A 26,054-nucleotide genomic window follows, 5' to 3' on the forward strand; every position below is an offset into this window, starting at 1 on the left:
GGCGTTACCGGCCGGTGCCGGCGACTCGACGTCCTCGGGCGACCTCGGTCCACTTCCACCGGGTGAAGTGGTACTCGCCCTGCTCGACCTGGAACCGCTTGCCGCAGTCGCGGCACTCGCAGACCCGGTCAGGCACCCACTGCCCGTCGTTGGGCGATCCGGACGTGCCGCCGCTGTTCCTCTTCCTCGGGGTCGTAGAACTGGTGCGAGGGGTAGGCGGCGCAGAGGCAGACACCGCCGGCACCTGCTCGGCAGCGGCGTCGACGATCTCGTCGGTCACCCGGCCGACCCCGCCGGTCCACTGCCCGCGAGCACCTCGCGGTAGCGAGCGACGTGGTGCTCCGCCGGGGTCGGCGACACCGCCGGCTCCGGCAGCTCGCCGGGATCGTCGGCGCTGATCGGCACGCCCCGGGCCCGGCACCGCGCGACCACGCCGGAGTAGCCGTCGTCGGCCCACTGGCCGTACTCGTCGCTCAGGACTTCGCTGAGGCTGGTGCCCCGGAGCAGGTGGAACTGCCCTTCGTCGTCGAGGCTGACGACGGCTGCCGCGGCGAGTGGGAGGTCGTCCGGACCACGCCGGTAACCGAACGCCCGGCCCTCGTCCTCGTCCTCGGCGACCCACGTGATCAGCGCGGCCGTGTCCGCGATCGCCCTGACGTCGGCGGCGACGTCCGGGTTCGCGAGGTCCGCGGCGCTCAGGTAGCCGGTGTCCAGCGCCGCCGGCTGCTCGCCGGCGGCCAGCAGGCGCAGGCCGTCCGACCAGGGGTTCGGCTCGCCCGCCTCCTGGTGGCGGCGCCACACAACGAGGTCTTCGGGAACCATCGACATGCCTCTCGTCGTGTTGTGCTGCTCCTCGGGGCGTTCACCGCGCAGCAGTTTCGCACGCTTCCTGCCACTGGAACGGAGAGGACTCGCGCCGGGCGTGGGTGTGACGGACTCGGGCTTGCCCAGGAGTCCCTGCGGCCAGCAGAGGACGAACCCTGTCCGCTACTTGGTCGAGAGTGGGCCCGCACGCGGCAAGAGGCCGCTGTTATCGAAGGAAAACGCACATGAACGTTCTCAGCGCGCTGGGCTCGGTCAACTGGATCGCGGTGCTGCTGGCCCTGCTCGTCTGCACGGTGCTGGGTGGTGTCTGGTTCGCGGGCCTGTTCGCCGGACCGTACGCCAGGGCCCTGGGCAGGGACAGCGTCCCGAAGCCGGAGCGGCCGGCCCTGTTCTTCGGCGGGCCGGCGGTGGCCAACCTGGTCATCGCCACCACGACGGCGACGCTGATCGGCGCGCTGCGCATCGAGGCGGCCGGGGACGCGGTCGTCTTCGCGCTGGTGGTCGGGATCGGTTACCTGGCGGCGAACACGGTCGTCATCGCGATCAACCCGAACATGCCGCGGCCGTTGTCCTACAGCCTGATCTCCGGTGCCTACCACCTGGTCGGCACCGTCGCCACCGCGCTGATCGTGGTGGCGTTCTGATGAGGATGCGCGTTCTCGGCCGCACCGGCATCGAGGTGAGCCCGTACTGCCTGGGCACGATGATGTTCGGTCAGGTGGGCAACCCGGACCACGACGAGTGCGTGCGGATCGTGCACCGCGCACTGGACTTCGGCATCAACTTCGTGGACACCGCCGACGTGTACTCCTACGGCGAGACCGAGGAGATAGTGGGCAAGGCGTTGCGCGGCCGCCGTGACGAGGTGGTGCTCGCGACGAAGGTCAACGGGGTGATGGGGGAGGGGCACAACCGGTCCGGCAGCTCGCGGCGGTGGATCATCGCCGAGGTGGAGCACTCGCTGCGCCGGTTGCAGACCGACTACATCGACCTCTACCAGGTGCACCACCCTGACCCGCGCACGGACGTCGAGGAAACGCTCTCGGCGCTGACCGATCTGGTGCGGGCGGGCAAGGTGCGCGCGATCGGGTGCTCGAACCTGCCGGCCGTGGAGATCGTCGAAGCGCAGTGGGCGTCGGAACGCCGCGGCCTGGAGCGGTTCCGCACCGAGCAGCCGCACTACTCGATCCTGAACAGGGGCGTCGAACGCGACGTGCTGCCGGTGTGCGAGCGGTACGGGATGGGCGCCCTGGTGTGGAGTCCGCTGGCGGGAGGCCTGCTCACCGGGCGGTACCGCAAGGACCGCCCGCCGAACGGGCACGCCGCCCGCATGCGGTGGCTGCCGCGCCACATGACCGACGAGAACAAGCTCGACGCCGTGGAGCGACTGCTGCCGGTGGCGCAGCAGGCCGGGATGTCGTTGACCCACCTGGCGATGGCTTTCGCCGTCGCGCATCCCGCGGTCACCTCGGCGATCATCGGACCGCGCACGACGGCACAGCTCGACGACCTGCTCGCCGGGGCCGGCACCGTGCTGGACGACGGCCTGCTCGACCGGATCGACGAGGTCGTGCCGCCGGGCACCGACCTCGGCGCGCTCGACATCGCCTACGTGCCACCGTCGCTGGCGAAGCCGGGGCTGCGGCGGCGTCCGCCGGGGGACCGCCCCGCCGCCTGACCGCCGGAACAGGAGGCCCTGCTCACCGGAGACGGTGGGCAGGGCCTCCTGTTCCGAGTCAGAGCGGGAGGTCCGGCCGGGCCGCCACGGAGGCCTGGCGCAGTGCCTCGACCGCGTGCGGCACGCTCTCGTGCAACTGGAGCACCTGGTCCAGGCCGGCGGCGACCAGCGGCCGCCGGCTCGCGCGCTCGGTCGCGACGACGGCGAATCCGATCCCGGCTTGCCGTGCCCGCTGGTTGGCCTCGGCCAGCAGCGACAGGCCCGTCGAGGCGAAGAAGCCCACGGCGAGGTGGACCACGATCCCGACCGGGTGGTTGTTCATCTGCTCTTCGATCGCCGTGCGCGCCTGGCCGCCGTTGGTGATGTCGATGTCGCCGCTGACCGCCATGACCAGCACGCCGTCGTGGTCGATGGTCTCGATGCTCAGGTGCGAGACACCCTCGCCCTGTCCGCGCGTCATCGTGCACTGCCCGCACATGCTGGACCGTCCTTCTCGAAGCAGGCTGTCGCCCTCATCACCGCGATGATCAGGCGAGTGGCCGACCGGCGCAGCACGTCCTCGACAGCGGGCTTGAGGGCGGTGACCGCCCTGACCAGCCTCCTTCGCCTTGCCGCTGCCGACGACGTCCAGGCTCGCACCGATCGGCGGTTCCCGCTCGGCCAGCCGGTTGCCGTGCGGGTCGCACCGGCGGCACCGAGCCCGCGCCTCGTGACGCAGGGTGCTGAACGTGACGTTCGCCAACTCGATCGAACTGCCTCTGATCGGGTGAATAGCGGCGATCATGATGGGAACCCTCGTCCTGCCGGGTCCAGGCTTCGCTGGATACGGTAGGACGACACGAGCGGTCTGGCGTTGCTGAGCGGTGGCGTTGAGCAGCCAGCACCCCGCGTGGGTCCGGTAGCGCGGTGCGGGACACCCCGGTGTCCCGCACCGCGCCCCACCCCGGTGCCGCCCTCGGGCCGACGAGCTCCGCGGCCGGGGAACCACCCGGCTGACGCACGGCCTCGCGGGGCGTTGCCCGACTTCCGGCTGAAAAAGATCATCCTTTGGTAGTACGCGCGGAAGCGACCGCGGGCTGACGCGTGACGATCAGTCCGGCGAGCACTGTCCTCATCGTGCAGACGTCCACCTACCGCCGACCGGCGACGGTCACCACCGAAGCCCCGCACCTCCTGCGCTGGACGGGTTTCGGTGGTTCCGCGCTGCTGACCGCCGGCGCCTGGGCGGTGACGGCCGGCTCCGGGCCGGTCGCACTGGGAGCCGCGGTCGCCGGAGCCGGGCTCGTCGTGCTGGCCTGGGCGCTGCTCGGCCGCACCCGGCCCGGCCCGTCGTGGCTGCGGCGGACGCTCGCGTGGTGGTGTGGGCCGCTGGTGGTCGCGCCGCCGCTGTTCAGCGCGGACGTGTTCAGCTACCTCGCGCAGGGGGAGGTGGCGGCGCGCGGGCTCGACCCCAACGTGGTGAGCCCGGCGGCCGGGGCGAGCGCGGAGGCGGTGGCCCGCGTCGGTGTGTACTGGCGCGAGACGCCATCGCCGTACGGGCCGCTGTTCAGCACGGTCGAGCGGGCGATCACCAGCCTCACCGGCGGGGACCCGGTGGTGGGCATCGCGCTGCACCGGCTGGTCGCGGTGCTCGGTCTGCTGCTCGTCGTGTGGGCCGTGCCGCGCCTTGCGGCGTGGGCCGGTGTGGAGGAACGCACGGCGTTATGGCTGGGCGTGCTGAACCCGTTGGTGCTTTGGCACCTCATCGGCGGTGTCCACAACGACGCGCTGATGCTGGGCCTCATGTTGTCGGGCACGGTCATCGCGCTGCACGCGTTGCCGGAGCTCAAGTGGTGGAACTTCACGGCCGGTGTCGTGCTCGTCGGGCTCGGGGCACAGGTCAAGCTGCCCGCACTGGTCGCGCTCGCCGTCGTGGGCACCGCGCTGGCGCGCCGCCTGGGCGGGGGACTGGCCCGGCTGCTCGTCGCCGGGACCGGCATGGTCGCGGCCGCTGTCGTCGTGTCGGTCGTGACGTCGCTGGCCGGGGGAGCCGGCTTCGGGTGGGTGCGGGCGCTCGGCACCCCGTCGAAGGTCAACAGCTGGCTGGCGCCGACCAACTGGCCGGGCTTCCTGGCGGGTGCGGTGGCGGGCCCGGAAACCGGTCAGGCGATGATTTCCTCGGCACGGATCGCGGGGCTCGTGCTGATCCTCTGTGGAATCGCCGTGGTGGTGCACCGGCAGTTGCGCGGCGGGGTCTCCGAGGTGACGGCGCTGGGAATGATGATGAGCCTGATCGTGGTGCTGGGACCGGTGGTCCAGCCGTGGTACCTGCTGTGGGCGGTGCTGCCGCTGGCCGCCTGCCTGCCGCCCGGCCCGTGGCGGACGAGGGTCGCGGTCCTGGCGGGGGTGTTCGCACTGCTGGTGCCGCCGCTCGCGGGCAACTTCACCGGCCGCGTCGCGGAGCTGGTCGCGGCCTACGTGCTCGGAGGCGCGCTGGTCGGCGGCGCGTACCTGGTGCTGCGCCGGACGCGGGTGTCCGTTGCGCGGGCCTGACCTCGCCCGGTACGGCGCGGCCGCGGTCGCCGGTGGCGCGCTGGCGCTGAGCTTCCCGCCGCGCACGCTCTGGTGGCTCGCCGTTCCGGCGTTCGTGGTGCTGTGGCTGACGTTGCGCGATGTGGGCGCACGTCGCGCGGCCGGGCTGGGGTTCGGGTTCGGGCTGGCGTTCTTCCTGCCGCACCTGTGGTGGATCCAGCACTTCCTCGGCGCCGACTTCGGGCCGTGGCCGTGGCTGGTGCTCTCGGCGTTGATGGCGCTGTTCTTCTCCGCGGTGCTGGCGTTCGTGCCGCTGGTCTCCCGGCTGCCTGCCGCGCCGGTGTGGGTGGCGTTGCTGTTCGTGCTGCAGGAGACGGCGCGCGGGCTGGTCCCGTTCAACGGCTTCCCGTGGGGCAGGGTGGCGTTCGGGCAGGTCGACGGCCCGTTCGCACGGCTGGCGGTGGTCGGCGGCGCGCCGCTGGTGACCTTCGCGGTGGTCGTCACCGGCTTCGGGCTCGCCGCGTGGCTGCCCCGGCCGGCGCGGTGGCGGCGCGGCTGGGCGGTGCTGCCGTTCGCCGCCGCCCTCGCGCTCGGGCCGCTGGTCGCGGTCGACGCCCAGGACGGTCAGCGGACCGTCGCGGTGGTGCAGGGCAACGCCCCGGACATCGGGCTGGACCTGCTCACCGCCCAGGGCACGTTGCGCGCCAACCACCTGCGCAAGACCGCCGAGCTGGCGGCACTGGTGCGGGGCGGGTCGCTGCCGCGGCCGGACCTGGTGGTGTGGCCGGAGAGCTCGACCAGGACGACGGACAGCGACCCGGTGCTCGACCGCGCCATCACCGACCTCGGCGTGCCGACGCTGGTCAGCGCGTTGCGCGACGGGCAGAACGCGGTCATCGCCTGGCAGCCCGGCACGGGCGCGGGGGAGTCGTACGCGAAGCAGGAGCTCGTGCCGTTCGCCGAGCACATCCCGCTGCGCCCGCTCGCCCGGCTGGTGACGCCGTTCGCGGACCAGTCCGACCTCGAGGCGGGCACCGACCCCGGCGTGCTCGACGTCGCCGGCACGCGGGTGGGCGTCGGCATCTGCTACGAGGTGGCGTACGACTACGTCCTGCGGGAGAGCGCGGCCGCGGGTGCCCGGGTGCTGGTCGTGCCGACGAACAACGCCTGGTACGGCCGCGGCGAGATGACCTACCAGCAGCTCGCGATGGCCCGCCTGCGCGCCGTCGAGCACGGGCGGGCCGTCGTGGTCGCGGCGATCAGCGGCGTGAGCGCGGTGGTGCGCCCGGACGGCAGCGTCGTGAGCTCGACCGGGATGTTCACCGACGACCTGCTGGTGGAGACCGTGCCGCTGCGCTCGGAGCTGACCTTCGCCACGAGGTTCGGCGGCGCGATCCACGTCCTGCTCACCGGCGCCGCGTTCGCCGCCTGTGCCGCGGGGGTGTGGACGCGCCGCCGCGCCTCAGCCGGTGCCGAGCAGGGCTGAGCCGAGCACCGTCCGCTGGTGCAGCACCGACAGCCCCTGCCGCCGCGTCGTCAGCAGTCCCGCCTCCCGCATCACGGTGGTGTGGCGGCTGACCGACGACGGCGAGATGCCGAGCCGCTCCGCCAGCTCGGTGGTCGTCGCCCCGGCACCCACCGCGGCCAGCACCGCCGACCGCGTCGTCCCGAGCAACGCCGCCAGCGCCCCGTCCTGCCGGCGTCCGCTCGCGAGCTGCCGCTGCCACGTCCAGTCGTGGTGCAGCGGGTAGACCACGGTGGGCGGCAGGCCCGGATCGGCGAAGGCGACCGGCGTGCGGCGGCAGAAGTACGACGGCACCAGCCGCAGCCCACGCCCGTTGAGGTGCAGGTCGCGGTCGTAGGCGTACTGGACCTCCAGAACTGGCGGCCGCCAGTTCATCAAGGGCCACATGCCCCGCAGCAGCGTCTCGACGGAGCCGGCCACCCCGGTCCGGTGCAGCCGGTCCGTCTCGACCGCCTCGTCGATCAGGTCGCCGTACGGCTGGACCACCGCGGCGTGGTAGCGGGCCATCGACTCGGTGAGCTCCAGCAACGACGCCCCGTCGCCCGCCGCCAGCGGACGCGTCCACGCCGGAGTCGGGCTGACGCCCTCCAGCCGCGCGAACTCGTCCTTGAGCCGCTGCCGCGGTGTCGACCGGATCGCGTCGAGAGCGCTGCCCAGTCCCTGAGCGCCTTCCGGCGGCGTCAGGAAGTCCGGGAAGTACGGACCGAGCGGCGTGAGCACCGACCACATGCGCACACCGGAGCTGATCACCCGCCGGTCGCCGTCGCGCCGGATGTGGCGCAGCCAGGGCTGCAGCACCAGCCAGCCGTCCGGCTCGGTCAGCCGGCGCCAGCTGAACACCATCTCCCAGAGCGGGTCCACCCTTTCCGCTACCTGCGTTCGCTCCAGATCACCAGCGGAAAAATGGATGCGCAACACAGCAACCTCCCCAGGCCAGGTCACCACGAATCACAGTACCGGTCGTGTCACTCCGCCGAACTCCGCAACGGGACCGGTCACGTGGTGCCGGTCGGCTCCGCCGCGGGTCGTGCGCTTTATAAAGATAATGACTTCAGTGTTGACTAAAATTAAACTTCTACGAGTAATGCGGAACGAGAACCCCGCGGTCCCGAAGATCGCTAGGGTCGGGGAGGTGCGCATCCTGTTCTCGTGCCGTCCCGCCCACGGACACCTGTTCCCGCTGGTACCGCTGGCCAGAGCGGCCAGAGGGGCCGGTCACGAGGTCGTCTTCGCGACGGGCCCGAGCTTCCTGCGGCACGTCCGCGACCTCGGCTTCGAGGCGCACGCGGCGGGCATCTCGATCGAGGAGGCCGAGACCGAGGCACGCCGGCGGCACGGTGACGGCGACGTCGTCCCGCTGATGATCACCATGTTCGCCGACGTGCTCCCGCGGGCGACGTCCGCCGACCTCGCGGCGCTGCTGCCGCGGGTGAAGCCGGACCTGGTCGTCTACGAGCAGAGCGACATCGGCGCCGTGAAGGCGGCCGGGGAAGCCGGGATCCCCTTCGTGTCGCACGTGATCGGCCGGTCGATGCCCCCACCGGTCCTCGAGGTCGCCGCCCCGGAGATGGCGTGGTTGTGGGACGGCACGCCGCCCGCCGACCCGATGCTGGGCGACACCGCGATCGACATCTGGCCGGACGCCGTGCGCGATCGGGCGGTCGCCGCGCTGCCCACGGTGATCAGGCAACGGCCGGTGGCGTTCGACCTGGACGTGCCGATGCCGGAGCTGAGCGGGAAACCGCTGGTGTACCTCACTCTCGGCACGGTGGCGTTCGGTGCGGTGGACGTCCTGCGGGCCGCGGTCGACGGGCTGGCGGGACTGCCGGTGGACGTCCTGGTGGCGGCCGGGCCCGGCGATCCCGCGCTGCTGGGGGAGGTGCCGGGCAACGTGCACGTCACGGGGTTCGTGCCGCAGCGGGAGGTGCTGGCGCGGGCGAGCCTCGTGGTGCACCACGGCGGGAGCGGCACGGTGCTCGGGACGCTGGCGGCGGGGCTGCCGCAGCTCGTGCTGCCGCAGGGCGCCGACCAGTTCGTGAACGCCGACGTGCTGGCCGAGACCGGTGCGGGCGCGAAGCTCGTCGGGCAGGAGGTCACCGCCGACGCGGTCGCCCTGGCGGCGGGCCGTCTGCTCGACGACCCGGCCGCGCGGGAGGTCGCGGTGCGGGTGGCGGCCGAGATCGCGGCCATGCCGGACCCGGCCGCCGTCGTCGTGCGGCTCACGGAACTGGTGCGGGAGAGAGTGTGACGTCGGTCTGGGCCTCCAGGTGCGCGGGCAGCGACGCGCGGTAGATCGGCATGGCGGCGGCCGTGGTGACGATCGCGACGGCGACGAGGATCGCGAACATCTCCGGCGTCACCAGGTCGTAGGCCAGGCCGATGTTGATGAAGATCAGGATCATCAGGCCGCGGGCGTTCATCAGCCCGCCGACGGCGGACGCGTAGCGCCAGGAGTAGCCCTGGGCCCTCACCACCAGGCCGCAGCCGAGGTACTTGCCGGCGAACGCGGCGAGCATGATGACCGCGAGCGGGAACCACAGCGCCCCGCCCGCGCCGAAGCCGGAAACCTGGGTGTTGAGGCCGCACGCCGTCGAGCTCGCGTTCCAGCTGGGCGGAGCGCAGCACGTCGTCCACGACGTCCGCGAGGCCGCGGATCGACTTCGCCAGTGCGTCGAGGTCGTCCCGCTTGTCGTCGGGCAGGTCCGCGGCGGCTGCCAGCAGCTGTGCGCGCAGGTGCGCCCGTGCGATCGGCGTGCGCAGCCCGTGGCTCGCGTCGGTGACGAACCGCCGTTGCCGCGCGAGGGCGTCCGCCAGCGGACCCACCGCGCGGCGGCTCACGCCCAGGCCGATCAGCGCCGCCACGAGCAGGCCCGCCACCTACCGCAGGCGCGCCACCAGCTCCAGCCCGTCGACCACGGGCAGGCCCCGGTCGATCACCGCCACGTCGTAGGGCCGGGTGAGTGCGAGATGCAGTCCGCGCTGACCGTCGAATGCGACGTCCACGACATATCCCTCACCGCGCAGGGCAGCCGCGAGCAACTCCGCCAGCTCGCGGTCGTCCTCGATGAGAAGTAGTCGGAAGTGGTGGACCGGCTGAAGTGGTGAAGAGCGCCGCACGCCCACCACAATCGCACGCGATCATGCCGCTGACCAGGCCTGCCAGGTAGAGCAACAGCTTATGGACAGCTATTCCGATTGCGCGCAAATGCGCCTGGAAGAGCCGTTGTCCCGGTATTTTTTACCGTATTCGACCATGCGGAAGTGTCGAATGTGGCGTTCGGCGGACACGGAAACCGGTAATTCAACGATAAACATGTGAACGCGAGGTGTGTAATGACCTGCGTTCACGACTCGGGTGTGAACGCCTACCAGGCCGGCGCCACGGCGGAGGTGGTGCGCAGACCGCCCACCCAGCCGGCGGTCGCGACGGCCCGCAACCCGTCGTCACCCTCCACGAGCAGCCCGTGCGGGCCCAGCACGTCCGTGCTCCCGTCGTGCCACCGCACCGGCAGCCGGCCGTGGCGTTCCAGCAGCCCGGCGAACCTGGCACCGAGCTTGGCGTCGCCGATGTGCACCCACCGGCTCGGGAAGAGGTCCAGCAACTCGACCGTGGCGGGGCTGAGCTCGGGGACGACCGTGACGCCGTGGTCGCGCCCGTACTCGACGAGCTCGCGCAGGTGGTCGGGATCGCCGTCCGGGAAGACGTGCAGGACGTTGAGCTTGTAGGCGGCCAGCCGGTCGATGACACCGCGCATCTCGGCCGGCGGCAGCAGCGGGCTCGACACGCCGCGCCAGGCGAACGCGGGGGAGTCGCGCACGTCGGCCGCGCGGACCGCGCCGTCGCGGGTCATCAGCTGCCGGAAGGACTGGACGCCGTGCCGCAGCCCGGCCTGGGTGCCCGCGCGCAGCATCACCGCGTCGTTGCTGACCAGCAACGCGTACCCCTCGGGACCGAGGCCGCGCATGGCCGGGTCGTGCGACACCATCAGCATGCCGTCGGGCGACTCGGCCAGCAGGTAGCCGGTCTGCCGGAAGACGTGCTCGCGCAGCAACGCGGCCGCGGTGCGGGCCTGCCCGGTCACCCGCACGGTGACGTCTTCGGTCAGGACGAACGAACCCGTGCGACGGGGCGCGCTCGTGGGCGTGGGAACGATCACCGGTTTCCTCTCCAGCGGTCTAACGCCGGGAGGGTCAGGCGAGTTCCGCGAGCCGGACGCTGAACGTGGTTCCGGCCCCTGTTGTGCTGGTCACACCGACTTCGCCGCCGTGCGACTCGGCGAGCTCGCGCACGATCGCGAGCCCCAGCCCGCTGCCGCCGGTGGCGCGGGCGCGCGACCTGTCCGCGCGCCGGAACCGGTCGAACACGTGCGGCAGGTCCTCCTCGGCGATGCAGGTCGTCGACGACATGACCCCGGAGGACCTGGAAGTCCTCAACGCCCCCACCGGCAGTGCATGGTGGGCTTCGGCGTCGAATATCGGCTGCGCGCTCGCCGGGCCGGACAACGACGCCGCGTCGATCTCGCTGGGCCTGGAGCACGCCGAGAACTGCGAGATCGAGGCCTCCAAGACGTGATGCCCGGTCCTGAGCGCGCGCGGAACGGGCGCACGCTCAGGGACTCCCCGGACCGGATCAGGCCAGCAGGTCGCGCACCCGCGGGACCACCTGCGTCCCGTACAGCTCGATCGTCCGCATCAGCGACTCGTGCGACAGCCCGCCCATCCCGTACTTCAGGTCGAAGCGGCTGGCGCCCAGCGTCTTCATCGTGCGGGCCATCTTCGCGGCCACCGTCTCCGGCGAGCCGACGAACAGCGCGCCGTCCGGCCCGACCTCGTGCGCGTAGGACGCCGGGGTGGGGGTCGCGAACCCGCGGGTCTTGCCCAGCCGGCCGATCACCTCGAGGTAGTGCGGCCAGAACTCCTCGCGCGCCTGCTCGTCGGTCTCGGCGACGTGACCGGGGGAGTGCACGCCGACCGGCAGCGGCGCGCGGCCGAACTTCTCCAGGGCGTGCGCGTACAGCTCGGAGAACGGGGCGAACCGGGCCGGGTTGCCGCCGATGATCGCGAGCATCAGCGAGAACCCGTGCGACGCCGCGCGCACGACGGACTGCGGGCTGCCGCCCACGCCGATCCACGCCGGGAACGGCTCGGTGTGGGGCACGACGTCCTGCTCGTGCAGCGGCGCGCGGGTCTTGCCCTGCCACGTGACCGGGCCACCGGAGAGGATCTCGGCGAAGAGCTGGGTCTTCTCCTCGAAGAGGTCCTCGTAGTCGGCGAGGTCGTAGCCGAACAGCGGGAACGAGTCCACACTGGACCCGCGGCCGAGGATGATCTCCGCGCGGCCGTCCGAGACGGCGTTCAGCGTCGAGAAGCGCTGGAACACGCGGACCGGGTCGTCCGAGCTGAGCACGGTCACGGCCGAACCCAGGTGGATGCGGGAGGTGCGGGCGGCGATCGCGGCCAGCACCACGTCGGCGGCCGAGAGCGGCATGTCCGGCGTGTGGTGCTCGCCGATGCCGAAGAAGTCCAGCCCCACCTGGTCGGCGAGCACACCCTCCTCGACGACGTTGCGGATGGTCTGGGCGTGGGTCAGCGGCGTGCCGGACGCGTCGTGCGTGACGTCGCCGAACGTGTCGAGCCCGAACGTGGTGGTGGAGGTGGTGGTCATGACTGCTCCTTCGCGAACTTCTCGAGTTGCTCGAACTCCTGCCTGCGGACAGCGGCGCCGAACACCGGGCTACCGGGTTCCAGCAGCCGTCCCGCGGGCAGCGGCCCCACCGGCACCGGGTCGAACCCGATGCGCGCCAGGAACTCCACGACGGCCCGCACGGCGGAGGGGGAGTCGCCGGCGACGCCGAGCGCACGGCCGGCGGCGGGTTCCATGTCCTGGTAGGCGATGTGGTTGAGGGTCTTGACGACGTGCGCGCCCGCCAGCCGCGCCGCCACCTCCTCGCTGGTGCCGAGCGGCTCGGCCGCGGGCGGCCAGTGGTTCATCGCGTCGACGACGACCTTGCCCGCGAACATCCCCGGCTCGAGCGTCCCGAACCGGTGCCACGGGATCGCGAGCACCACCAGGTCGGCGTCCGCCACCGCGGCGGAGGCGGACAGCGGCACCGCGCCCGGCGCGAGGAACTCGGCGATCATCGCGATCCGCGCGGGATCGCCCGAACCCGCGATGCTCACCGGGTAGCCCGCCGCCACGGCGAGGCGCGCGATCACGGGCCCGACGTGGCCCGCACCGAGAACAGCGATCTGCACAGCACACCCGATCTCAGTAGTTGACGTGTCACCGTCCCTAACCGGACCGCACCCCGCTTAATTCCCTCTCCTGCGGTGGCACCGCTGGGCTAGGTTCGCGGGCGTGTGGAACGCCGGTGACGCCTACGAGCGGTACGTGGGCCGGTGGAGCAGGCCGGTCGCGGTGGAGTTCCTGCGCTGGCTGGCCGCGCCGCCGGGCAGGACCTGGCTGGACGTCGGCTGCGGCACCGGCGCGCTGACCGAGGCCGTGCTGGCCCACGCCGCGCCGGCGGCGGTCACGGGCGTCGACCCGTCCGAGGACTTCCTCGACCTGGCCCGCCACCGGGTGCCCGGCGGCACGTTCGAGCCGGGCGACGCGACGGACCTGGGCGAGCGCACGGCCGACGTGGTGGTCAGCGGCCTCGTGCTCAGCTTCGTCCCGGACCCGGCCCGTGCGGTCGCCGAGTTCGCACGGGTGGGCCGGTGCGCCGGTTCCTACGTCTGGGACTACGCGAGCGGCATGCGGATGATGCGGCTGTTCTGGGACGCCGCGAAGGACGTCGACCCGGCCGCCGCGGCCCACGACGAGGGCCCGCGGTTCACCGAGACCTGCCTGCCGGACCCGTTGCGCGCGCTGTGAACCGGTGCCGGTCTGCGCGACGTCGAGGTCACCGGCATCGTCGTGCCCACGGTGTTCCGCGACTTCGACGACTTCTGGGAGCCGTTCCTGGGCCGCACGGGCGCGGCACCCGCCTACCTCGCCACCCTGCCCGGCGACCAGCGCGACGCGGTGCGCGACCTGCTGCGCTCACGCCTGCCCGCGCACGGCCCGATCGAGCTGACCGCCAGGGCGTGGGCCGTCAAGGGGGTGCGCTGAGCAACGCGCCGGAGGACGGGGTCATGTCCGGCCGCGCCAACCCGGCCCGGGAGGTGCGCGCGATCCTCGCTGATCGCGGATGCCGCGACCAGCCTTGGCCGGCCCCCCACATCGTCGCGCGGATCGCCCCCGCACCGTGCGCCGTCCCGCATAGTGGATCTTCAGCGCCGTCGTTCCCGTTCGCCCTACCCTGCCCGGATGCGACAAGTGTTCAGGGGCGTGCTGCTGCTCCTGCTGCTGCTGATCGTCTTCCCGCCTCCCGCGAACGCCCGCGACCAGCAACCTCCGGTGGTCCGCGTCGGCACTGAAGGCACCTATCCGCCGTTCTCCTTCCACGACCCCGGAACCCAGGAGCTGACCGGCTACGACATCGAGGTGGTCGAGGCGATCGCCGCGAAGGCGGGCTGGCGGCTCGAGTTCGTCGAGACGCAGTGGGACGCGATCTTCCCCGCCCTCGACGCCGGGCGCATCGACCTGATCGCCAACCAGGTGTCGCGCAACGACGAGCGCCAGGCCAAGTACGGCCTGTCGAGCACCTACACCCACTCGCGCGGGGTGGTCGTGCGGCGCACCGGCGACGACCGCGTCAAGTCGATCGCCGACCTGAAGGGCAAGACCACCGCCCAGTCCAGCACCAGCAACTGGGCGAAGGTCGCCCGCGACGCCGGTGCCCGCGTCGAGGCCGTCGAGGGGTTCGCCCAGGCCGCGGCCCTGCTCACCCAGGGCCGCGTCGACGCGATCGTCAACGACAACATCGCCGTCCTCGACTACCTCACCACCACCGGCTCGAAGGACGTCGAGATCGCGGGCGACGCCGGCCAGGCGGGCAGCGAGCAGGTACTGGCGCTGCGCAAGACCGACACCGCGCTGCTGGCGCAGGCGAACCAGGCGATCGAGGCGCTGAGGGCCGACGGCACGCTGCGCGGCATCTCCGAGAAGTACTTCAGGGCCGACGTGTCGGTGCGCGACGGCGGTGCCGCCGACCTGTCGCAGGGCCGCGGCCAGCGCAGCACCTGGGACGTCCTGCGCTCCACCGCCTGGCCGATGTTCGTCGGCCTGGTCAAGGTCACGATCCCGCTGACCGCGCTGTCGTTCGCCATCGGCCTGGTTCTCGCGCTGTTGGTGGCACTGGCGAGGATCTCGCCCTTCCGGGTGTTGTCGGGCCTGGCGCGGGCGTTCATCTCGGTCATCCGCGGCACCCCGTTGCTGCTGCAGCTCTTCATCGTCTTCTACGGCCTGCCGCAGATAGGCCTGAAGTTCCCGCCGTTCACCGCCGCCGTCGTCGCCTTCTCGCTGAACGTCGCGGGCTACGCGGCCGAGGTCGTCCGCTCGGCGATCCTGTCCGTGCCGCGCGGCCAGTTCGAGGCGGCCGCGACCATCGGCTTCGGCTACGCGCAGGCGTTGCGCCGCATCGTGCTGCCCCAGGCTGCCCGCACCGCCGTGCCACCGCTGTCCAACACGCTGCTGTCGCTGCTCAAGGACACCTCACTGGGTTCGGTGGTGCTGCTGACCGAGCTCTTCCGCGAGTCGCAGCTGGCCGCCGCCGAGAGCAACGAGTTCCTCGCCCTGTACTCCTTCGCGGGGCTCTACTACTGGGTGATCTGCGTGGCGCTGTCCGCGGCGCAGAAACGACTGGAGACCAGGCTGAACAGGTACGTGATCGCATGACCGACATCCGCATCGAGGTCTCCGGCCTGCACAAGGCCTTCGGCTCGCTGGAAGTCCTGCGAGGCATCGGCTTCACCACGCCGCGCGGCACCTCCACCGTCCTGCTGGGGCCCTCCGGCTCCGGCAAGACCACCCTGCTGCGCTCGCTGAACGCCCTCGACATCCCCGACAGCGGTGTCGTCCGCATCGACGACGTGTCGGTCGACTTCTCCTTGCTGCCGCCCGGCAAGGCGGGACGTGCCACCGCGCGTGACCTGCGCGCGCAGAGCGGGATGGTGTTCCAGTCGCACAACCTGTTCCCGCACCGCACCGTCCTGCAGAACATCACCGAGGGACCGGTCGTCGCCCAGAAGCGGCCACCGGACGAGGTCGTCGCGGAAGCACGGGTGCTGCTCGACCAGGTCGGCCTCGCCGATCGCGCCGATTCGTACCCGTACCAGCTTTCCGGCGGGCAGCAGCAACGTGTCGGGATCGCCCGTGCGCTGGCATTGAAACCACGCGTCGTGCTGTTCGACGAACCGACGTCCGCACTTGATCCGGAGTTGGTCGGAGAGGTCCTTTCGGTGATCAGGGACCTCGCCGCCCAAGGATGGACGATGGTGGTCGTCACGCACGAGATCCGGTTCGCCGAGCAGGTCGCTGACCAGGTGTTGTTCCTCGACGGCGGCGTGATCGTGGAACGCGGGACACCCGAGCGGGTGATCGGGGACCCGCAGGAGGAACGCACGCGCCGTTTCCTGCGCAGGGTGCTGGAGCACGGCTGAAATGATTGTTGGAGGATAGGCTCGCCTAATCTTCTCTCGAATTGCGGGCTCCGTGCCGTGGTGGCATCGTCCGGATTACCGAACCTATTCCCACCACGGCAGGAGCGGACATGACCACTCTCGAGAACCCGGCGATGCCCGCAGTCCACGATTGCACCGTGAGCGACTGCTCCTACAACCACGACGGCTGCCATGCCTTCGCCATCACCGTCCGCGGCGACAACGGCGCCGCGGACTGCGGCACCTTCATCCCGCTGGGCACGAAGGGCGGCCTGGACAAGGTCGTGGCGCAGGTGGGCGCCTGTTCCCGCACCGACTGCGTGCACAACGCCTCGCTGGAGTGCACGGCGCAGAGCGTGCGCGTCGGTCAGGGTGAAGGCGGCCACCACGCGAACTGCCTGACCTACCAGCCGCGTTAGCCGCTCTCGTCCTCGCGGCCGGCGGCCCGACGCCGGCCGCGAGGAGCCGGCGACGCGCGCCGGTCTACAGCATCTCCAGCGGCCGGGGACCGGCGGGCGGCGGGAACGCGCGGTCCAGGTCCGCGAGGTCCTCCGGGGACAGCCGCAGCTCCAGCGCCAGCGCGTTCTCCCGGACGTGCTCCACCGTGCCCGCCTTGGGGATCGCGTTCACCTGAGGCAGCCGCAGCACCCACGCCAGCGCGACCTGGGCGGGCGTGGCGCCGTGCCGCTCGGCGACCGAGGCCAGCACCGGTGAGCCCAGCAGCCGGCCCTGCTCGACGGGGGAGTAGGCGATCACCGGGATGCCCGCCGAGGCGTGCCAGGGCAGCAGGTCGTGCTCGGGGCCGCGGCGCGAGAGGTTGTAGAGGATCTGGTTGGCCTGGCAGAAGCCCGGCAACGAGGTCAGCTCGCGCATGTCGGCCAGGTCGAGGTTGCTCGCGCCCCAGTGCCGGATCTTGCCCGCGTCCAGCAGTGCCGAGAAGCCTTCCAGCGTCTCGGCCAGCGGCACGTGGCCGCGCCAGTGCAGCAGGTAGAGGTCGATCGAGTCGGTGCCCAGCCGGCGCAGGCTCGCCTCGCACGCGCGCACCGTGCCGGAGGCGGTGGCGTTGGACGGCAGCACCTTCGACACCAGGAACACCTCGGAGCGCCTGCCGGCGACGGCTTCGCCGACGAGCGACTCGGCCGCGCCCGACCCGTACATCTCGGCCGTGTCGACCAGTGACAGGCCGAGGTCGAGGCCCGCGCGCAGGGCCGCGATCTCGGCGTCGCGCCGGGAGGGGTCCTCGGCCATCATCCAAGTGCCCATGCCGAGCGCGGGGATGGTCTCTCCGGAGGGCAGCCGCACGGTCATGGCCCCCAGCTTGCCCGGTACTTTGGTGTGATGCGACGTGCGGGCCTGGTCCTCCTGGTGCTGCTGGTCGTCGCACTGGCCGTGCTCGCCCAGTTCGCCGACATCCCGGACGGCGCACGGCTGCGGGAGCTGGTCGACCGGGCGGGCGACGTCGCCCCGCTCGTCTTCGTCGCCGTGTGCGCGGCCGGTACCGCGGTGTTCTTCCCCAAGCCGGTGCTCGCCACGGCGGCAGGGCTGCTGTTCGGCGTCGGGTGGGGGAGCGCGCTCGCGGTCGCCGGGTTCACCGCCGGCGCGATGATCGCCTTCACGGTGGCGCGCGTGCTCGGCCGGGACGCGGTCAAGGGCTGGCTGGGGGAGCGCCTGCGGGTCCTCGAGCACGTCTTCGCCCGGCGCGGCGTCGAGGCGGTGCTCGTGGTCAGGTTGCTGCCGGTGCTGCCGTTCGCGCTCGCGAACTACGGCGCGGGCGTCACGTCGGTGCGGGGGTGGCACTTCGCGCTCGGCACCGCGCTGGGCCTCGTGCCCTCGACCGTGCTCGCCGCGGTGCTGGGGGACGCGCTGAGCGATCTCGGGTCGCCCCGTTCACTGGTCGCGCTGTCGATCTGGGCGGTGCTGGCGGCCGCCGGGGTGTGGTGGGGGCGGAAGTTGATCACCACGGCCGCACGGGCCTCCTAGGCGCGCGAACCGGGCACGCAAAAAGCCGTCCCGGCGGGAGACCGGGACGGCTTGGAGCGTCTGGGAAGTGTCAGGCCGTGCGGGTGCGGCGTCCGCGGAGCTCTTCGAGGCGCTCGTCGAGCAGCTCCTCGAGCTCGGGGATCGACCGGCGCTCCAGGAGCATGTCCCAGTGCGTGCGCGGCGGCTTGACCTTCTTCACCTCCGGCTCGACCCCGTCGATGATCTTCGACTCGGTGCCGTGGAGGCGGCATTCCCAGGTCGGCGGCAACTCGGCGTCGTCGGAGAACGGGACCTCGAAGTCGTGTCCCTTGGGGCAGGCGTACCGCGCTGCCCGGCGCGGAGCGAGATCGTGGTTGCGGTCGGTCTCGTAGCTGACTGCTCCGAGCCGGCTTCCACGCAAAACGCGGTCGGCCATGGCGGTGTCCTTTCGCTCGGCTCAGGGCCGGGGCCCAGGCTTCTTGCTCACCGTGTGCAACGCCCGGATTGCTCCGTTTGTTTCCGGTTCGCTCTCATGGTCGCCCACAGTGACGTCGTTCACTCGTCAACGAAGGCTTCCTACTAATGGATGCGATCGCCACATGATCGTGACGCGTTATCAAGCTACTGAGTGCACGCATCACTCTAATGGCCTAGCAGAGGCGGTGGATACCCGCCTAGGCCAACCGAAGTTGGCCACTTTGTGCGACGTCAGGCCCCAGATCGCCCAGGCGGAAGTGACGCCGGCAGAGCACTTGGTAGCGCACGGTAGTTTCCGTGGTATCGGTTACACCGTTGCTCTCCGTACCCGATCGGTGCTGTTCCGTGTCCGGCACCGTGTCGGCGACGAGAACGGTGTCGCCGGCGCGGATCACCCGTCCGGCCCGCACTCGCGCGTTGAACCGTCCTGGCACACCGCACCAGCACAGCACCTCGACCTGGATCGCCTTGAGCTCGTCCGCCAGCTCGAACAACCGCTGTGAACCGGGGAACATCTCGCCGCGGAAGTCCGTGGCGAGCCCGAAGCAGTACACGTCGACCTGGACGTCGTCCGCGAGCTCCGCGAGCTGCTCGACCTGGCCGGGGGAGAGGAACTGCGCCTCGTCCACGATCAGGTAGTCGACCCGCCGTCCCTGCGCCCACTCCGCCCTGACGAGCCGGCGGAGATCGTCGTCGCGGATCTCCGCGGCTTCGCGCGTGATGCCGATGCGGCTCGAGATCTGCGGTCGCCCGGACCTGTCGTGGCGCACCAGCAGCAGCCCGCGGCGACCCTGCCGCGAGTTGTTGTGGTCGATCTGCAGCGCCAGCGTCGACTTGCCGCAGTCCATCGGGCCGAAGAAGAACTTGAGGTGCCCCACGACCGGCGTCGAGCGCCGGGAACCAGCGACAGGTACAGCGGAGAGGGCGTCTGTCGGATCGGGAAGGGCGTCCACGGCGCGTCACCCTAGTGCCTGGCTCCTGATCAACGGGAATCCCCACCGCGTATCCCTCGCCATCGTCCGTCCCTCCAGGTGTGACCTGCGGCCTTCGGCTGGACATTGCCGCTGGGAGAGACGCCGAAACGTCATCGCGACCCGTGTCACTCGATAGTTTCAGTGTCTCCTGAAGGCCAGTGGACGTCGCTCGGCTGCCGAAGGATCAGCAACGCGCTCAATAACTTCAGTGTTGATCGAATAAATCACCCACGAGGTATCGCGCTTCTCGATATAACTCACGACGCGATATATTCATCGACATGAGTGGTCGAGTCATGTCGGAACAGACGTTCCTCGTGCTGACGGCGCTGGCCGAGGAGCCGCTGCACGGGTACGCGATCGTCCAGGCGGTCGAGCAGCTCTCCGAGGGGCGGATGGCACTGCGCGTGGGCACGTTGTACGGCGTGCTGGACCGGCTGGTGGCGGACGGGCTGGCCGAGCGCGACCGCGAAGAGGTGCACCAGGGGCGGCTGCGGCGCTACTACCGGCTCACCGACTCCGGGGTGCGGGCGTTGCAGGCGGAGGTCGCGAGGCTCAGCGCGAACGTGCGGGCGGCCTCGGCGGTGCTGAGGGCGAGGGGGTTGCAGCCGTGGGCGAGCAGGGCATGAGGAACCTGGAGCGCCGGTACCGGACGCTGCTGCGGGTGTTGCCGCGCTGGTACCGGGAGGACCGCGAGGAGGAGATGGTCGGGATCTTCCTGGCCGGCCGCGGCGACGACCTCGACCTGGAGCACGGCTGGCCGGGCTGGGGGGAGACCGGGGCGGTTCTCGGGCTCGCGGTGCGGACCCACCTGGCGGCGGGGGCGGGCCTCACGGGAGTGCCGGTGGGGGCGATGTGGCGTGGCGAGGTCGTGCGGGCGCTGGGGGTGATCGGGTTGCTGCTGGGCGTCCTCGGTGTGGGCGTCTCGCTCGCGGGGATGGTCTACGAGGCGGGGCACCCGGAGTTGCCCGGCCGCGACGCCGTGGTCGTGGTGGTCGACCTCCTGCCGGCGGTGGCGTTCGCGGCGCTGCTGGCGGGGAAGCGGACGCTCGCGAAGTCCGTGGCGTTCGCGGCCGCGGTGCCCGGCCTGCTGGCGTTCGGGCCGCAGGTGGGGTCGTGGCTGATGTGGCAGCTGCCGGCGCTGGTGACGTTCGCGGCGCTGTGCCTGGGTTTCCACCGGGAGGCTCCGACGCCGCCGGCCGGGAGGCTCGCGTGGTGGGGTGGGGGAGCGCTGGTATTGGGGCTGGCCGGCTGGGTCGTGCCGGCGGCGTTCGTCGTCGTGGCGGCGCTGGTCGTGCTGCGGGTGGTGGCGTTCGTGCGCGGGGACTTCGTGCTGGGACGGGCGTTGTCGCTGTTCGCGGTGCTGGAGCTGGGGCCGGTGGCGTTGCTGCTCGCCGGGGGAGTGCGGTGGTGGGTCGTGCTGGTGCCGGCGGTGCTGCTGGTGGTCAGTGCGGTGGCGCCGGTGCGGAAGCCGGGGTTCGCGTGAGCGGCCCCGGACGGCGGGACAGGGGTCTGGCCGGGTGAGGCGGGGTGGCGGCACCGGCTGAGGTCGGCGGCGCCACCCCGGCCGGTCCTAGACGAGTGCGGGTTCGGAGTTGCCCACGGCCTTGATGGCCCTGCGCACCGGCACGAAGATCAGCAGGACGAAGCCCGCGACGAAGAAGATGATCAGCGCGAGGATGGCGGGGCGCAGGCTGCCGGTGGCCTGGCCGACCCCGGCGAACACCAGCGGGCCGAGCCAGCTGGTGGAGCGCTCGCCGACCTCGTAGAGCGAGAAGTACTGCGCCTCGCGGCCGGGCGGGACCATCTGGCTGAAGAGGCTGCGCGACAACGCGTTGGTGCCACCGAGCACGATGCCGATGCCGGCCGCGACGAGGTAGAACTGCGTCTCGTCGCCCACTCGCACGAAGAACGCCGCGGTGATCACGACGATCCAGACGAGCAGCGAGCCGAGGATCGTCTTCTTGGCGCCGACGCGCTTGGCGACGAAGCCGTGCAGCACGCCGCCGACGAAGGCGACGAACTGGACGATGAGGATCACGGTGATCAGGGTCTGCTGCTCGAACTTCAGCTCGACGCTGCCGTACTGGGCGGAGACGTTGGCGACGGTGGCGATGCCGTCGGTGTAGATCAGGTAGGTGCCGAGGAAGGCGAGCGTGAGCGGGAAGGCCTTGGCCTGCCTGAGCGTGGAGGCGAGCTCCTTGAACCCGGCGGAGACGACGGAGGCGCCGTGTTCGCGGCCGTGCGGGCGCCGGTGCTCGGTGAGGGTGCGCAGCGGGATGATCGTGAAGGCGGCCCACCAGATGCCGGAGATGACGAACGCGATGCGCGCCGCGTCGCCGGAGGAGATGCCGAGTGAGTCGGCGGACAGCGTGATGCCGAGCTGGATGGCGAGGGCGACGCCGCCGCCGAGGTAGCCGAAGGCCCAGCCGCGGCTCGAGACGGCGTCGCGTTCGTCGGGGGTCGCGATCTCGGGCAGGAAGGCGTAGTAGACGACGACGCTGCTGCCGTAGCAGATGTTGGCGATGACGAAGAGCAGGACGCCGAGCTTCCAGCCGGTGCCTTCGACGGTCGCGAGCGCGATGGTGGCCGCGGAGCCGGTGAAGGCGAAGAAGGCGAGCATCTTCTTCTTGTTCTGGGTGCGGTCGGCGATGGCGCCCATGATCGGCAGGACGAGGACCTGGATCACGGTGGCGGCCGAGAGCAGGTAGCCCCACAGCGAGCCGGAGGGGAACTGCAGTCCGAGGATCGTGACGTCGCAGTGGTCGAAGGAGTTGTCGCCCGCGCAGGGGTTCGCCCCGTTGAGCGCGGTGTCGGCCTTGGCGGCGTTGGTCGCGATGCTCGTGAGGTACAGCGAGAGGAAGACGGTGATCACCGACGTGGGGAACACGGAGTTCGCCACGTCGTACCAGACCCAGCCGCGCTGTTCCCTGCGGCGGCCGGCGGTGGTGGCGTCGGCGGCGTCGTCGCCCTTGACCTTCATGTCGGCGGACTGTACTTGTCCGCCGACACGTCCCATGATCGACTGTCCAAGCTGTTACCAGCTGTTGCGCGACCGGAGAACTTCCCGCAGGACGTCGGGCCGGTCGGTCACCAGGCCGTCGACGCCGAGGTCGAGCAGGGCTCGCATGTCGGCTTCGTCGTCGATGGTCCACACGTGGACTTCGAGGTCGCGGCGGTGGGCGGCCTCGACGAACCTCTTGTCGACGACGGTGAGGCGTCCCTGGTTGACGGGCACCTGGGCGACCTGGCCGCGCACGGCGAGCCCGGCGAGCGGGACGCGGCCAGCGGCCCAGAGCGCGCCTGCGGAGCGCGGGCCCATGGACGTGAGGAGTCCGGGGCCGCCCCGGCGGCGGAGCCGGGCGAGGCGGTTGTCGGAGAAGCTGGCGAGGCACACGCGGTGCAGCGCCTTGGCCCGGCGCAGCAGGGTGATGATGGGTTCGACGGCGCTGTCGGCCTTCACGTCGATGTTGAAGAACGTGTCCGGCAGCTCTTCGAGGACGTCGGCGAGGCGGGCGATGGGCTCGCGTCCGCCGACGCGGGCCCTCCGGACCTCGGTCCACGGCAGCTCGGCGACCCTGCCGCGGCCGTCGGTGGTGCGGTCGAGCGTGTGGTCGTGGTGGACCACGACCTCGCCGTCGGCGGTGGCGTGCACGTCGGTCTCGATGTAGCGGTAGCCCTCCTGCACGGCGCGGCGGAACGAGCTGAGCGAGTTCTCCATGCCGGTGAGGTCGTCGACGTGCCAGCCGCGGTGGGCGAAGGCGCGGGGCCGCGATCCTGCGAGGTACGGGTGGGTCACGCCGCGAGTGTGCCTGGCGGCGGTGGCTCCGGGGTGGCCAGTGGGTGGCGGGACACTTTCTGATTCTTCTCTGTAATTTCAGTGTTGACTAAAGTGAACAGACACCGGCATGAAAGTCCCGGTGAACAAGAAAGAACCAAAAAAGCGACGGAACCGGAGTGCGATTTCGATCATCGAAGGAGCGAGCCGCCCAGGGGCATGGAGAACTCGTTGAACAACGAACAAGTCGTACCCATGAGCAGCGCCGATGGTCCGGCCGGTGGTGTCCGGTTCCCTACGAAGGTCGGGCTTTCTGGCGCGTCGCTGGAGGTCCCCCGCCGCCATTCGCTACCGTCGCGCGCCATGGAGCGCTCCATGGAGGCGGATGAGCCCAGGCACTGTGCGTGGTGCGGGCGGCGGTTGCCGGGGAGTGGGCGGATCGGCCGGCCGAGGCGGTACTGCGCGCAGCCGTGTCGCCAGCGCGCTTACGAGCGCAGGGCGGCGTTGCAGCGGGGTGGGCTTCCCGAGGACGCGGTGGTGTTGTCGACCGCGGAGCTGGCGGACCTGCAGGACAGGTTGTTCCAGTTGCGGTGTGCCGCGGAGGACGTGGTGACGGCGGCGCAGGACGGGGCGGAGAACGAGGAGCTGAGGAAGCTGGCGGTGGAGCTGGTGGAGTCGGCGAAGGGCTTGGAACGGCTGCGTTAGCCGTTCGCACAACAGCGAACCAACCGGCGTAGCGGGTTGCTTACGTCCGGTGATCGGACGATCATGACGCGCGTGACCTCCTACTGCCGCACGGTGCTGGACCGAGCGGGTGTCGGCTATGCCGTGACGGATGCGCGCGGGAACCTGTTGTGGTGCAACCGTGCGCTGGGTGCTGTGCTGGGTGTTCCGGTGGAGCAGGCGTACGGCCGGTCGTTGCCGGCGTTGTTGCCCGGTGTGCCGGAGGTGCCCGCGCCGGCGAGGGAGGTGCTGGCGCCGGGGCCGAAGTGGCTCGAGGTGCGGTGCACCCGGTTGGGTGACGACCTGATGTACGAGGTCGTGGACGTGTCGGCGTGGCGTGATCGTGAGCTGACGGTGGCGCAGGAGGCGGACGCGTTGCGGCGGGCGCAGGCGCTGGGCCGGATGGGCACGTGGGAGTGGGCGATCACGGAAGATCGGGTGACCTGGTCGGACACGTTGCTGGAGATGTTCGGGTTCGCGCCGGGGACGGCGTTCGACTTCGAGCTGTACTCGCGGCTGGTGCACCCGGACGACCTGCCGATGGTCGAGGAGACGCTGGACGCGGCGTTGAAGACGGGGTCGGTGTTCACGTACACGCATCGGATGTTGCGCCCGGATGGTGCGGAGCGGGTGTTCGAGTGCTTCGGTGAGGTCGTCCTGGGTGATGACGGTGCTCCGTTGCGGGCGTTGGGGACGGCTCATGACGTGACGCAGTCGTCGCGGGTGCACGACGAGCTGGTGCGGATGGCGGAGCAGGACCCGTTGACGGGGTTGCCGAACCGGCGGGCGTTGACGCGGGCGTTGGAGCAGGAGCTCGCGAACAACGGGTCGGGTGCGCTGTTGGTGCTGGACTTGGACAACTTCAAGGACGTGAACGATCTGCGGGGTCACGCGGTGGGTGACCGGGTGATGCGGATGCTGGCGTCGGCGTTGCAGTCGCGGTTGGGTGACCGGTTGATCGCGCGGCTGGGTGGTGACGAGTTCGCGGTGGTGTTGCCGGGTGCGTCGCCGCAGGACGCGTCGGCGGTGGCGGATGGGCTGCGGGACGCGGTGGCGGGTTTTCCGCTGGCGGGGATCGGGACGCCGGCGCGGATCACGGTGAGCACGGGGCTGGCGGAGTTCGGTCCGGGTGATTCGTGGGAGTTGGTGCTGGCGAACGCCGATCTGGCGTTGTACGCGTCGAAGGCGGCGGGGCGGAACCGGGTGACGGTGTACGAGCCGAACCATTACGCGGACACGGTGAAGCGGGTCAGTGTGCTGGATCGGTTGCGTGCGGCGTTGGCGGGTGGTGGTTTGGCGTTGTACGGGATGCCGATGGTGGATCTGCACAGTGGTACGACGCTGGGTCATGAGTTGTTGTTGCGGTTGGAGGACGGGCAGGAGCCGTATTTGGGGCCTGCGGACTTCTTGCCGGTGGCGGAGCGGTCGAACCTGATCTTGGAGGTGGACCGGTGGGTGTTGTCGACGGCGATCGACGCGTTGGTGGCGGAGCCGGATTCGCGGTTGCGGTTCAACGTGAACGTGTCGGGGCGGACGTTGGAGGATCCGGGGTTCGGTGATTTCGTGCTGGACCGGCTGGGGTCGGCGGGGGTGGCGCCGGGGCGGTTGGGTTTGGAGATCACGGAGACGGCGGCGGTGACGAACCTGGATGCGGCGGTGGCGCTGGCGACGCAGCTGCGGGAGTTCGGGTGCCGGATCACGTTGGACGACTTCGGTTCGGGGTTCGGGTCGTTCGTGCACTTGAAGCACTTGCCGATCACGGGGATCAAGATCGACGGTGAGTTCGTGAAGGGCATCGAGACCAGTGCCGCGGATGCGGTGCTGGTGTCGGGGATCGTGCAGATCGCGAATGGGCTGGGGTTGTCGGCGGTGGCGGAGTGGGTGGAGCGGCCGTCGCAGGTGGAGGCGTTGCGGGGGTTGGGGGTTCGGGTGGGGCAGGGTTTTCACCTGGGCCGGCCGGTGCCGTTGCGTGAGGTGGTGAGCGCGGAGCGGGTGCCGCCGAATGGCGCATTGTCGTCTCGGGTGGTCGGAGCAGAGGATGGTGCGCGCTCCTGATCCCGG

The 26,054-nt window shown here is 71.0% G+C and carries 31 protein-coding genes and 1 pseudogene; 16 read left to right on the forward strand and 16 right to left on the reverse strand.

Going from position 1 to position 26,054, the window contains the following annotated elements; all coding sequences use genetic code 11:
* Positions 1 to 4: 4 nt before the first annotated feature.
* Both BMW88_RS40980 and BMW88_RS17345 read right to left on the reverse strand, forming a co-directional pair.
* Complete coding sequence (locus BMW88_RS40980) at positions 5 to 280, reverse strand: hypothetical protein (RefSeq protein WP_143116114.1); 276 nt, start codon at positions 278 to 280, stop codon at positions 5 to 7.
* Positions 277 to 828 carry a hypothetical protein gene (locus BMW88_RS17345; RefSeq protein ID WP_089951830.1) on the reverse strand — a complete coding sequence of 184 codons (552 nt, stop codon included), beginning with the start codon at positions 826 to 828 and terminating at the stop codon, positions 277 to 279. Before BMW88_RS17345 ends, BMW88_RS40980 begins: the two co-directional genes overlap by 4 nt.
* Before the next feature lie 221 nt (positions 829 to 1,049).
* On the opposite strand from BMW88_RS17345, the gene BMW88_RS17350 reads away from it, so the two are divergent.
* Positions 1,050 to 1,469, forward strand: a complete 420-nt coding sequence (locus BMW88_RS17350) for a DUF1761 domain-containing protein (RefSeq protein WP_089951831.1) — start codon at positions 1,050 to 1,052, stop codon at positions 1,467 to 1,469.
* The gene (locus BMW88_RS17355) at positions 1,469 to 2,503 is read left to right on the forward strand and encodes an aldo/keto reductase (RefSeq protein ID WP_089951833.1); all 1,035 of its coding nucleotides are present in this window, start codon (positions 1,469 to 1,471) and stop codon (positions 2,501 to 2,503) included. The genes BMW88_RS17350 and BMW88_RS17355 overlap by 1 nt, the downstream gene beginning before the upstream one ends.
* A gap of 58 nt (positions 2,504 to 2,561) precedes the next feature.
* Here the strand turns inward: BMW88_RS17355 and BMW88_RS41910 are convergent, their stop codons facing one another.
* Positions 2,562 to 2,963, reverse strand: coding sequence for an STAS domain-containing protein (locus BMW88_RS41910; RefSeq protein ID WP_177221158.1), 402 nt, complete (start codon positions 2,961 to 2,963; stop codon positions 2,562 to 2,564).
* A 623-nt stretch (positions 2,964 to 3,586) separates the two neighbouring features.
* Here BMW88_RS41910 and mptB point away from each other — a divergent pair.
* Both mptB and lnt read left to right on the forward strand, forming a co-directional pair.
* Positions 3,587 to 5,035 (forward strand): polyprenol phosphomannose-dependent alpha 1,6 mannosyltransferase MptB, encoded by a 1,449-nt coding sequence (mptB, locus tag BMW88_RS17365; protein ID WP_245777860.1) that lies wholly within the window; start codon positions 3,587 to 3,589, stop codon positions 5,033 to 5,035.
* Positions 5,022 to 6,500 carry an apolipoprotein N-acyltransferase gene (gene lnt, locus BMW88_RS17370; protein ID WP_089951836.1) on the forward strand — a complete coding sequence of 493 codons (1,479 nt, stop codon included), beginning with the start codon at positions 5,022 to 5,024 and terminating at the stop codon, positions 6,498 to 6,500. The genes mptB and lnt overlap by 14 nt, the downstream gene beginning before the upstream one ends.
* Here the strand turns inward: lnt and BMW88_RS17375 are convergent.
* Positions 6,477 to 7,400, reverse strand: a complete 924-nt coding sequence (locus BMW88_RS17375) for an ArsR/SmtB family transcription factor (RefSeq protein ID WP_089951837.1) — start codon at positions 7,398 to 7,400, stop codon at positions 6,477 to 6,479. The genes lnt and BMW88_RS17375 overlap by 24 nt on opposite strands.
* A 271-nt stretch (positions 7,401 to 7,671) precedes the next feature.
* Between BMW88_RS17375 and BMW88_RS17380 the strand changes: the two genes are divergently transcribed.
* Positions 7,672 to 8,787: a glycosyltransferase gene (locus tag BMW88_RS17380; protein WP_089952178.1), complete on the forward strand. Its 1,116-nt coding sequence runs from the start codon at positions 7,672 to 7,674 to the stop codon at positions 8,785 to 8,787.
* On the opposite strand, the gene BMW88_RS17385 is transcribed toward BMW88_RS17380, so the two are convergent.
* From BMW88_RS17385 to BMW88_RS17405, 5 genes and pseudogenes are all read right to left on the reverse strand, one after another.
* Positions 8,759 to 9,055 (reverse strand): hypothetical protein, encoded by a 297-nt coding sequence (locus BMW88_RS17385; protein ID WP_089951839.1) that lies wholly within the window; start codon positions 9,053 to 9,055, stop codon positions 8,759 to 8,761. The two genes, BMW88_RS17380 and BMW88_RS17385, sit on opposite strands and share 29 nt — an antisense overlap.
* A 142-nt stretch (positions 9,056 to 9,197) precedes the next feature.
* Positions 9,198 to 9,416 (reverse strand): annotated as a pseudogene (locus BMW88_RS43305) (histidine kinase dimerization/phospho-acceptor domain-containing protein); the annotation flags it as partial.
* Complete coding sequence (locus BMW88_RS17395) at positions 9,417 to 9,665, reverse strand: response regulator (protein WP_342715106.1); 249 nt, start codon at positions 9,663 to 9,665, stop codon at positions 9,417 to 9,419.
* Between the two features lie 239 nt (positions 9,666 to 9,904).
* Positions 9,905 to 10,696, reverse strand: coding sequence for a glycoside hydrolase family 20 zincin-like fold domain-containing protein (locus BMW88_RS17400; protein WP_143116116.1), 792 nt, complete (start codon positions 10,694 to 10,696; stop codon positions 9,905 to 9,907).
* Positions 10,697 to 10,730: 34 nt separating this feature from the next.
* Positions 10,731 to 10,946, reverse strand: coding sequence for an ATP-binding protein (locus BMW88_RS17405; RefSeq protein WP_089951842.1), 216 nt, complete (start codon positions 10,944 to 10,946; stop codon positions 10,731 to 10,733).
* On the opposite strand from BMW88_RS17405, the gene BMW88_RS40985 reads away from it, so the two are divergent.
* Positions 10,927 to 11,112, forward strand: a complete 186-nt coding sequence (locus BMW88_RS40985; protein WP_143116117.1) for a hypothetical protein — start codon at positions 10,927 to 10,929, stop codon at positions 11,110 to 11,112. The two genes, BMW88_RS17405 and BMW88_RS40985, sit on opposite strands and share 20 nt — an antisense overlap.
* 57 nt (positions 11,113 to 11,169) lie before the next feature.
* Here the strand turns inward: BMW88_RS40985 and BMW88_RS17410 are convergent, their stop codons facing one another.
* Together BMW88_RS17410 and BMW88_RS17415 are read right to left on the reverse strand one after the other, a co-directional pair.
* Entirely contained in the window at positions 11,170 to 12,204 is a 1,035-nt protein-coding gene (locus BMW88_RS17410; RefSeq protein WP_089951843.1) for an LLM class flavin-dependent oxidoreductase, read from the reverse strand.
* Positions 12,201 to 12,794, reverse strand: coding sequence for an NADPH-dependent F420 reductase (locus BMW88_RS17415; protein ID WP_218148104.1), 594 nt, complete (start codon positions 12,792 to 12,794; stop codon positions 12,201 to 12,203). The genes BMW88_RS17410 and BMW88_RS17415 overlap by 4 nt, the downstream gene beginning before the upstream one ends.
* A 103-nt stretch (positions 12,795 to 12,897) precedes the next feature.
* Here BMW88_RS17415 and BMW88_RS17420 point away from each other — a divergent pair, with 103 nt between their 5' ends.
* The 5 genes from BMW88_RS17420 (at position 12,898) to BMW88_RS17435 (ending at position 16,501) form a co-directional block, all read left to right on the forward strand.
* Positions 12,898 to 13,413 carry a class I SAM-dependent methyltransferase gene (locus BMW88_RS17420; protein ID WP_245777862.1) on the forward strand — a complete coding sequence of 172 codons (516 nt, stop codon included), beginning with the start codon at positions 12,898 to 12,900 and terminating at the stop codon, positions 13,411 to 13,413.
* A gap of 42 nt (positions 13,414 to 13,455) precedes the next feature.
* Positions 13,456 to 13,650: a hypothetical protein gene (locus BMW88_RS43310; protein ID WP_245777863.1), complete on the forward strand. Its 195-nt coding sequence runs from the start codon at positions 13,456 to 13,458 to the stop codon at positions 13,648 to 13,650.
* A gap of 198 nt (positions 13,651 to 13,848) precedes the next feature.
* The gene (locus BMW88_RS17425; protein ID WP_089951845.1) at positions 13,849 to 15,318 is read left to right on the forward strand and encodes an ABC transporter substrate-binding protein/permease; all 1,470 of its coding nucleotides are present in this window, start codon (positions 13,849 to 13,851) and stop codon (positions 15,316 to 15,318) included.
* A complete protein-coding gene (locus tag BMW88_RS17430; RefSeq protein WP_089951846.1) occupies positions 15,315 to 16,082 on the forward strand; it encodes an amino acid ABC transporter ATP-binding protein in 768 nt (255 codons plus the stop codon). The genes BMW88_RS17425 and BMW88_RS17430 overlap by 4 nt, the downstream gene beginning before the upstream one ends.
* 110 nt (positions 16,083 to 16,192) lie before the next feature.
* On the forward strand, positions 16,193 to 16,501 hold the full coding sequence (locus tag BMW88_RS17435; protein WP_089951850.1) for a DUF1540 domain-containing protein: 309 nt from the start codon (positions 16,193 to 16,195) through the stop codon (positions 16,499 to 16,501).
* Positions 16,502 to 16,565: 64 nt separating this feature from the next.
* On the opposite strand, the gene BMW88_RS17440 is transcribed toward BMW88_RS17435, so the two are convergent.
* The gene (locus tag BMW88_RS17440; protein WP_089951851.1) at positions 16,566 to 17,390 is read right to left on the reverse strand and encodes an aldo/keto reductase; all 825 of its coding nucleotides are present in this window, start codon (positions 17,388 to 17,390) and stop codon (positions 16,566 to 16,568) included.
* 30 nt (positions 17,391 to 17,420) lie between these two features.
* Here BMW88_RS17440 and BMW88_RS17445 point away from each other — a divergent pair, with 30 nt between their 5' ends.
* Entirely contained in the window at positions 17,421 to 18,062 is a 642-nt protein-coding gene (locus BMW88_RS17445; RefSeq protein ID WP_143116118.1) for a TVP38/TMEM64 family protein, read from the forward strand.
* A 70-nt stretch (positions 18,063 to 18,132) separates the two neighbouring features.
* Here the strand turns inward: BMW88_RS17445 and BMW88_RS17450 are convergent, their stop codons facing one another.
* The gene (locus tag BMW88_RS17450; protein WP_030466135.1) at positions 18,133 to 18,477 is read right to left on the reverse strand and encodes an RNA polymerase-binding protein RbpA; all 345 of its coding nucleotides are present in this window, start codon (positions 18,475 to 18,477) and stop codon (positions 18,133 to 18,135) included.
* 238 nt (positions 18,478 to 18,715) lie between these two features.
* Positions 18,716 to 19,471, reverse strand: coding sequence for a thymidine kinase (locus tag BMW88_RS17455; RefSeq protein WP_089951854.1), 756 nt, complete (start codon positions 19,469 to 19,471; stop codon positions 18,716 to 18,718).
* Positions 19,472 to 19,773: 302 nt separating this feature from the next.
* Here BMW88_RS17455 and BMW88_RS17460 point away from each other — a divergent pair, with 302 nt between their 5' ends.
* Positions 19,774 to 20,121 carry a PadR family transcriptional regulator gene (locus BMW88_RS17460; RefSeq protein ID WP_342715107.1) on the forward strand — a complete coding sequence of 116 codons (348 nt, stop codon included), beginning with the start codon at positions 19,774 to 19,776 and terminating at the stop codon, positions 20,119 to 20,121.
* Positions 20,118 to 20,978, forward strand: coding sequence for a hypothetical protein (locus BMW88_RS17465; RefSeq protein ID WP_143116119.1), 861 nt, complete (start codon positions 20,118 to 20,120; stop codon positions 20,976 to 20,978). Before BMW88_RS17460 ends, BMW88_RS17465 begins: the two co-directional genes overlap by 4 nt.
* An 87-nt stretch (positions 20,979 to 21,065) precedes the next feature.
* Here the strand turns inward: BMW88_RS17465 and BMW88_RS17470 are convergent, their stop codons facing one another.
* Positions 21,066 to 22,475 carry an MFS transporter gene (locus BMW88_RS17470; RefSeq protein ID WP_089951858.1) on the reverse strand — a complete coding sequence of 470 codons (1,410 nt, stop codon included), beginning with the start codon at positions 22,473 to 22,475 and terminating at the stop codon, positions 21,066 to 21,068.
* Between the two features lie 54 nt (positions 22,476 to 22,529).
* Positions 22,530 to 23,291: a glycerophosphodiester phosphodiesterase family protein gene (locus tag BMW88_RS17475; protein ID WP_089951859.1), complete on the reverse strand. Its 762-nt coding sequence runs from the start codon at positions 23,289 to 23,291 to the stop codon at positions 22,530 to 22,532.
* A 342-nt stretch (positions 23,292 to 23,633) separates the two neighbouring features.
* Between BMW88_RS17475 and BMW88_RS17480 the strand changes: the two genes are divergently transcribed.
* Entirely contained in the window at positions 23,634 to 23,975 is a 342-nt protein-coding gene (locus tag BMW88_RS17480) for a hypothetical protein (RefSeq protein ID WP_089951860.1), read from the forward strand.
* A gap of 72 nt (positions 23,976 to 24,047) precedes the next feature.
* A complete protein-coding gene (locus BMW88_RS17485; RefSeq protein WP_245777865.1) occupies positions 24,048 to 26,048 on the forward strand; it encodes a putative bifunctional diguanylate cyclase/phosphodiesterase in 2,001 nt (666 codons plus the stop codon).
* The last annotated feature ends 6 nt before the right edge of the window (positions 26,049 to 26,054 follow it).

This window comes from Lentzea xinjiangensis, assembly GCF_900110955.1.
GTDB lineage: Bacteria > Actinomycetota > Actinomycetes > Mycobacteriales > Pseudonocardiaceae > Lentzea > Lentzea xinjiangensis.

Bases quoted from the DNA above. Each gene is read 5' to 3' on its own strand.
- BMW88_RS17385 (WP_089951839.1), bottom strand. From the start codon at position 9,055: ATGCTCGCCGCGTTCGCCGGCAAGTACCTCGGCTGCGGCCTGGTGGTG.
- BMW88_RS17345 (WP_089951830.1), bottom strand. From the start codon at position 828: ATGTCGATGGTTCCCGAAGACCTCGTTGTGTGGCGCCGCCACCAGGAG.
- BMW88_RS17355 (WP_089951833.1), top strand. From the start codon at position 1,469: ATGAGGATGCGCGTTCTCGGCCGCACCGGCATCGAGGTGAGCCCGTAC.
- BMW88_RS41910 (WP_177221158.1), bottom strand. From the start codon at position 2,963: ATGACGCGCGGACAGGGCGAGGGTGTCTCGCACCTGAGCATCGAGACC.
- BMW88_RS17445 (WP_143116118.1), top strand. From the start codon at position 17,421: ATGCGACGTGCGGGCCTGGTCCTCCTGGTGCTGCTGGTCGTCGCACTG.
- BMW88_RS17465 (WP_143116119.1), top strand. From the start codon at position 20,118: ATGAGGAACCTGGAGCGCCGGTACCGGACGCTGCTGCGGGTGTTGCCG.
- BMW88_RS17350 (WP_089951831.1), top strand. From the start codon at position 1,050: ATGAACGTTCTCAGCGCGCTGGGCTCGGTCAACTGGATCGCGGTGCTG.
- BMW88_RS17425 (WP_089951845.1), top strand. From the start codon at position 13,849: ATGCGACAAGTGTTCAGGGGCGTGCTGCTGCTCCTGCTGCTGCTGATC.
- BMW88_RS17480 (WP_089951860.1), top strand. From the start codon at position 23,634: ATGGAGCGCTCCATGGAGGCGGATGAGCCCAGGCACTGTGCGTGGTGC.
- BMW88_RS17470 (WP_089951858.1), bottom strand. From the start codon at position 22,475: ATGAAGGTCAAGGGCGACGACGCCGCCGACGCCACCACCGCCGGCCGC.
- BMW88_RS17410 (WP_089951843.1), bottom strand. From the start codon at position 12,204: ATGACCACCACCTCCACCACCACGTTCGGGCTCGACACGTTCGGCGAC.
- BMW88_RS17430 (WP_089951846.1), top strand. From the start codon at position 15,315: ATGACCGACATCCGCATCGAGGTCTCCGGCCTGCACAAGGCCTTCGGC.
- BMW88_RS17460 (WP_342715107.1), top strand. From the start codon at position 19,774: ATGAGTGGTCGAGTCATGTCGGAACAGACGTTCCTCGTGCTGACGGCG.
- BMW88_RS40985 (WP_143116117.1), top strand. From the start codon at position 10,927: ATGCAGGTCGTCGACGACATGACCCCGGAGGACCTGGAAGTCCTCAAC.
- BMW88_RS17440 (WP_089951851.1), bottom strand. From the start codon at position 17,390: ATGACCGTGCGGCTGCCCTCCGGAGAGACCATCCCCGCGCTCGGCATG.
- BMW88_RS17435 (WP_089951850.1), top strand. From the start codon at position 16,193: ATGACCACTCTCGAGAACCCGGCGATGCCCGCAGTCCACGATTGCACC.
- BMW88_RS17405 (WP_089951842.1), bottom strand. From the start codon at position 10,946: ATGTCGTCGACGACCTGCATCGCCGAGGAGGACCTGCCGCACGTGTTC.
- BMW88_RS17450 (WP_030466135.1), bottom strand. From the start codon at position 18,477: ATGGCCGACCGCGTTTTGCGTGGAAGCCGGCTCGGAGCAGTCAGCTAC.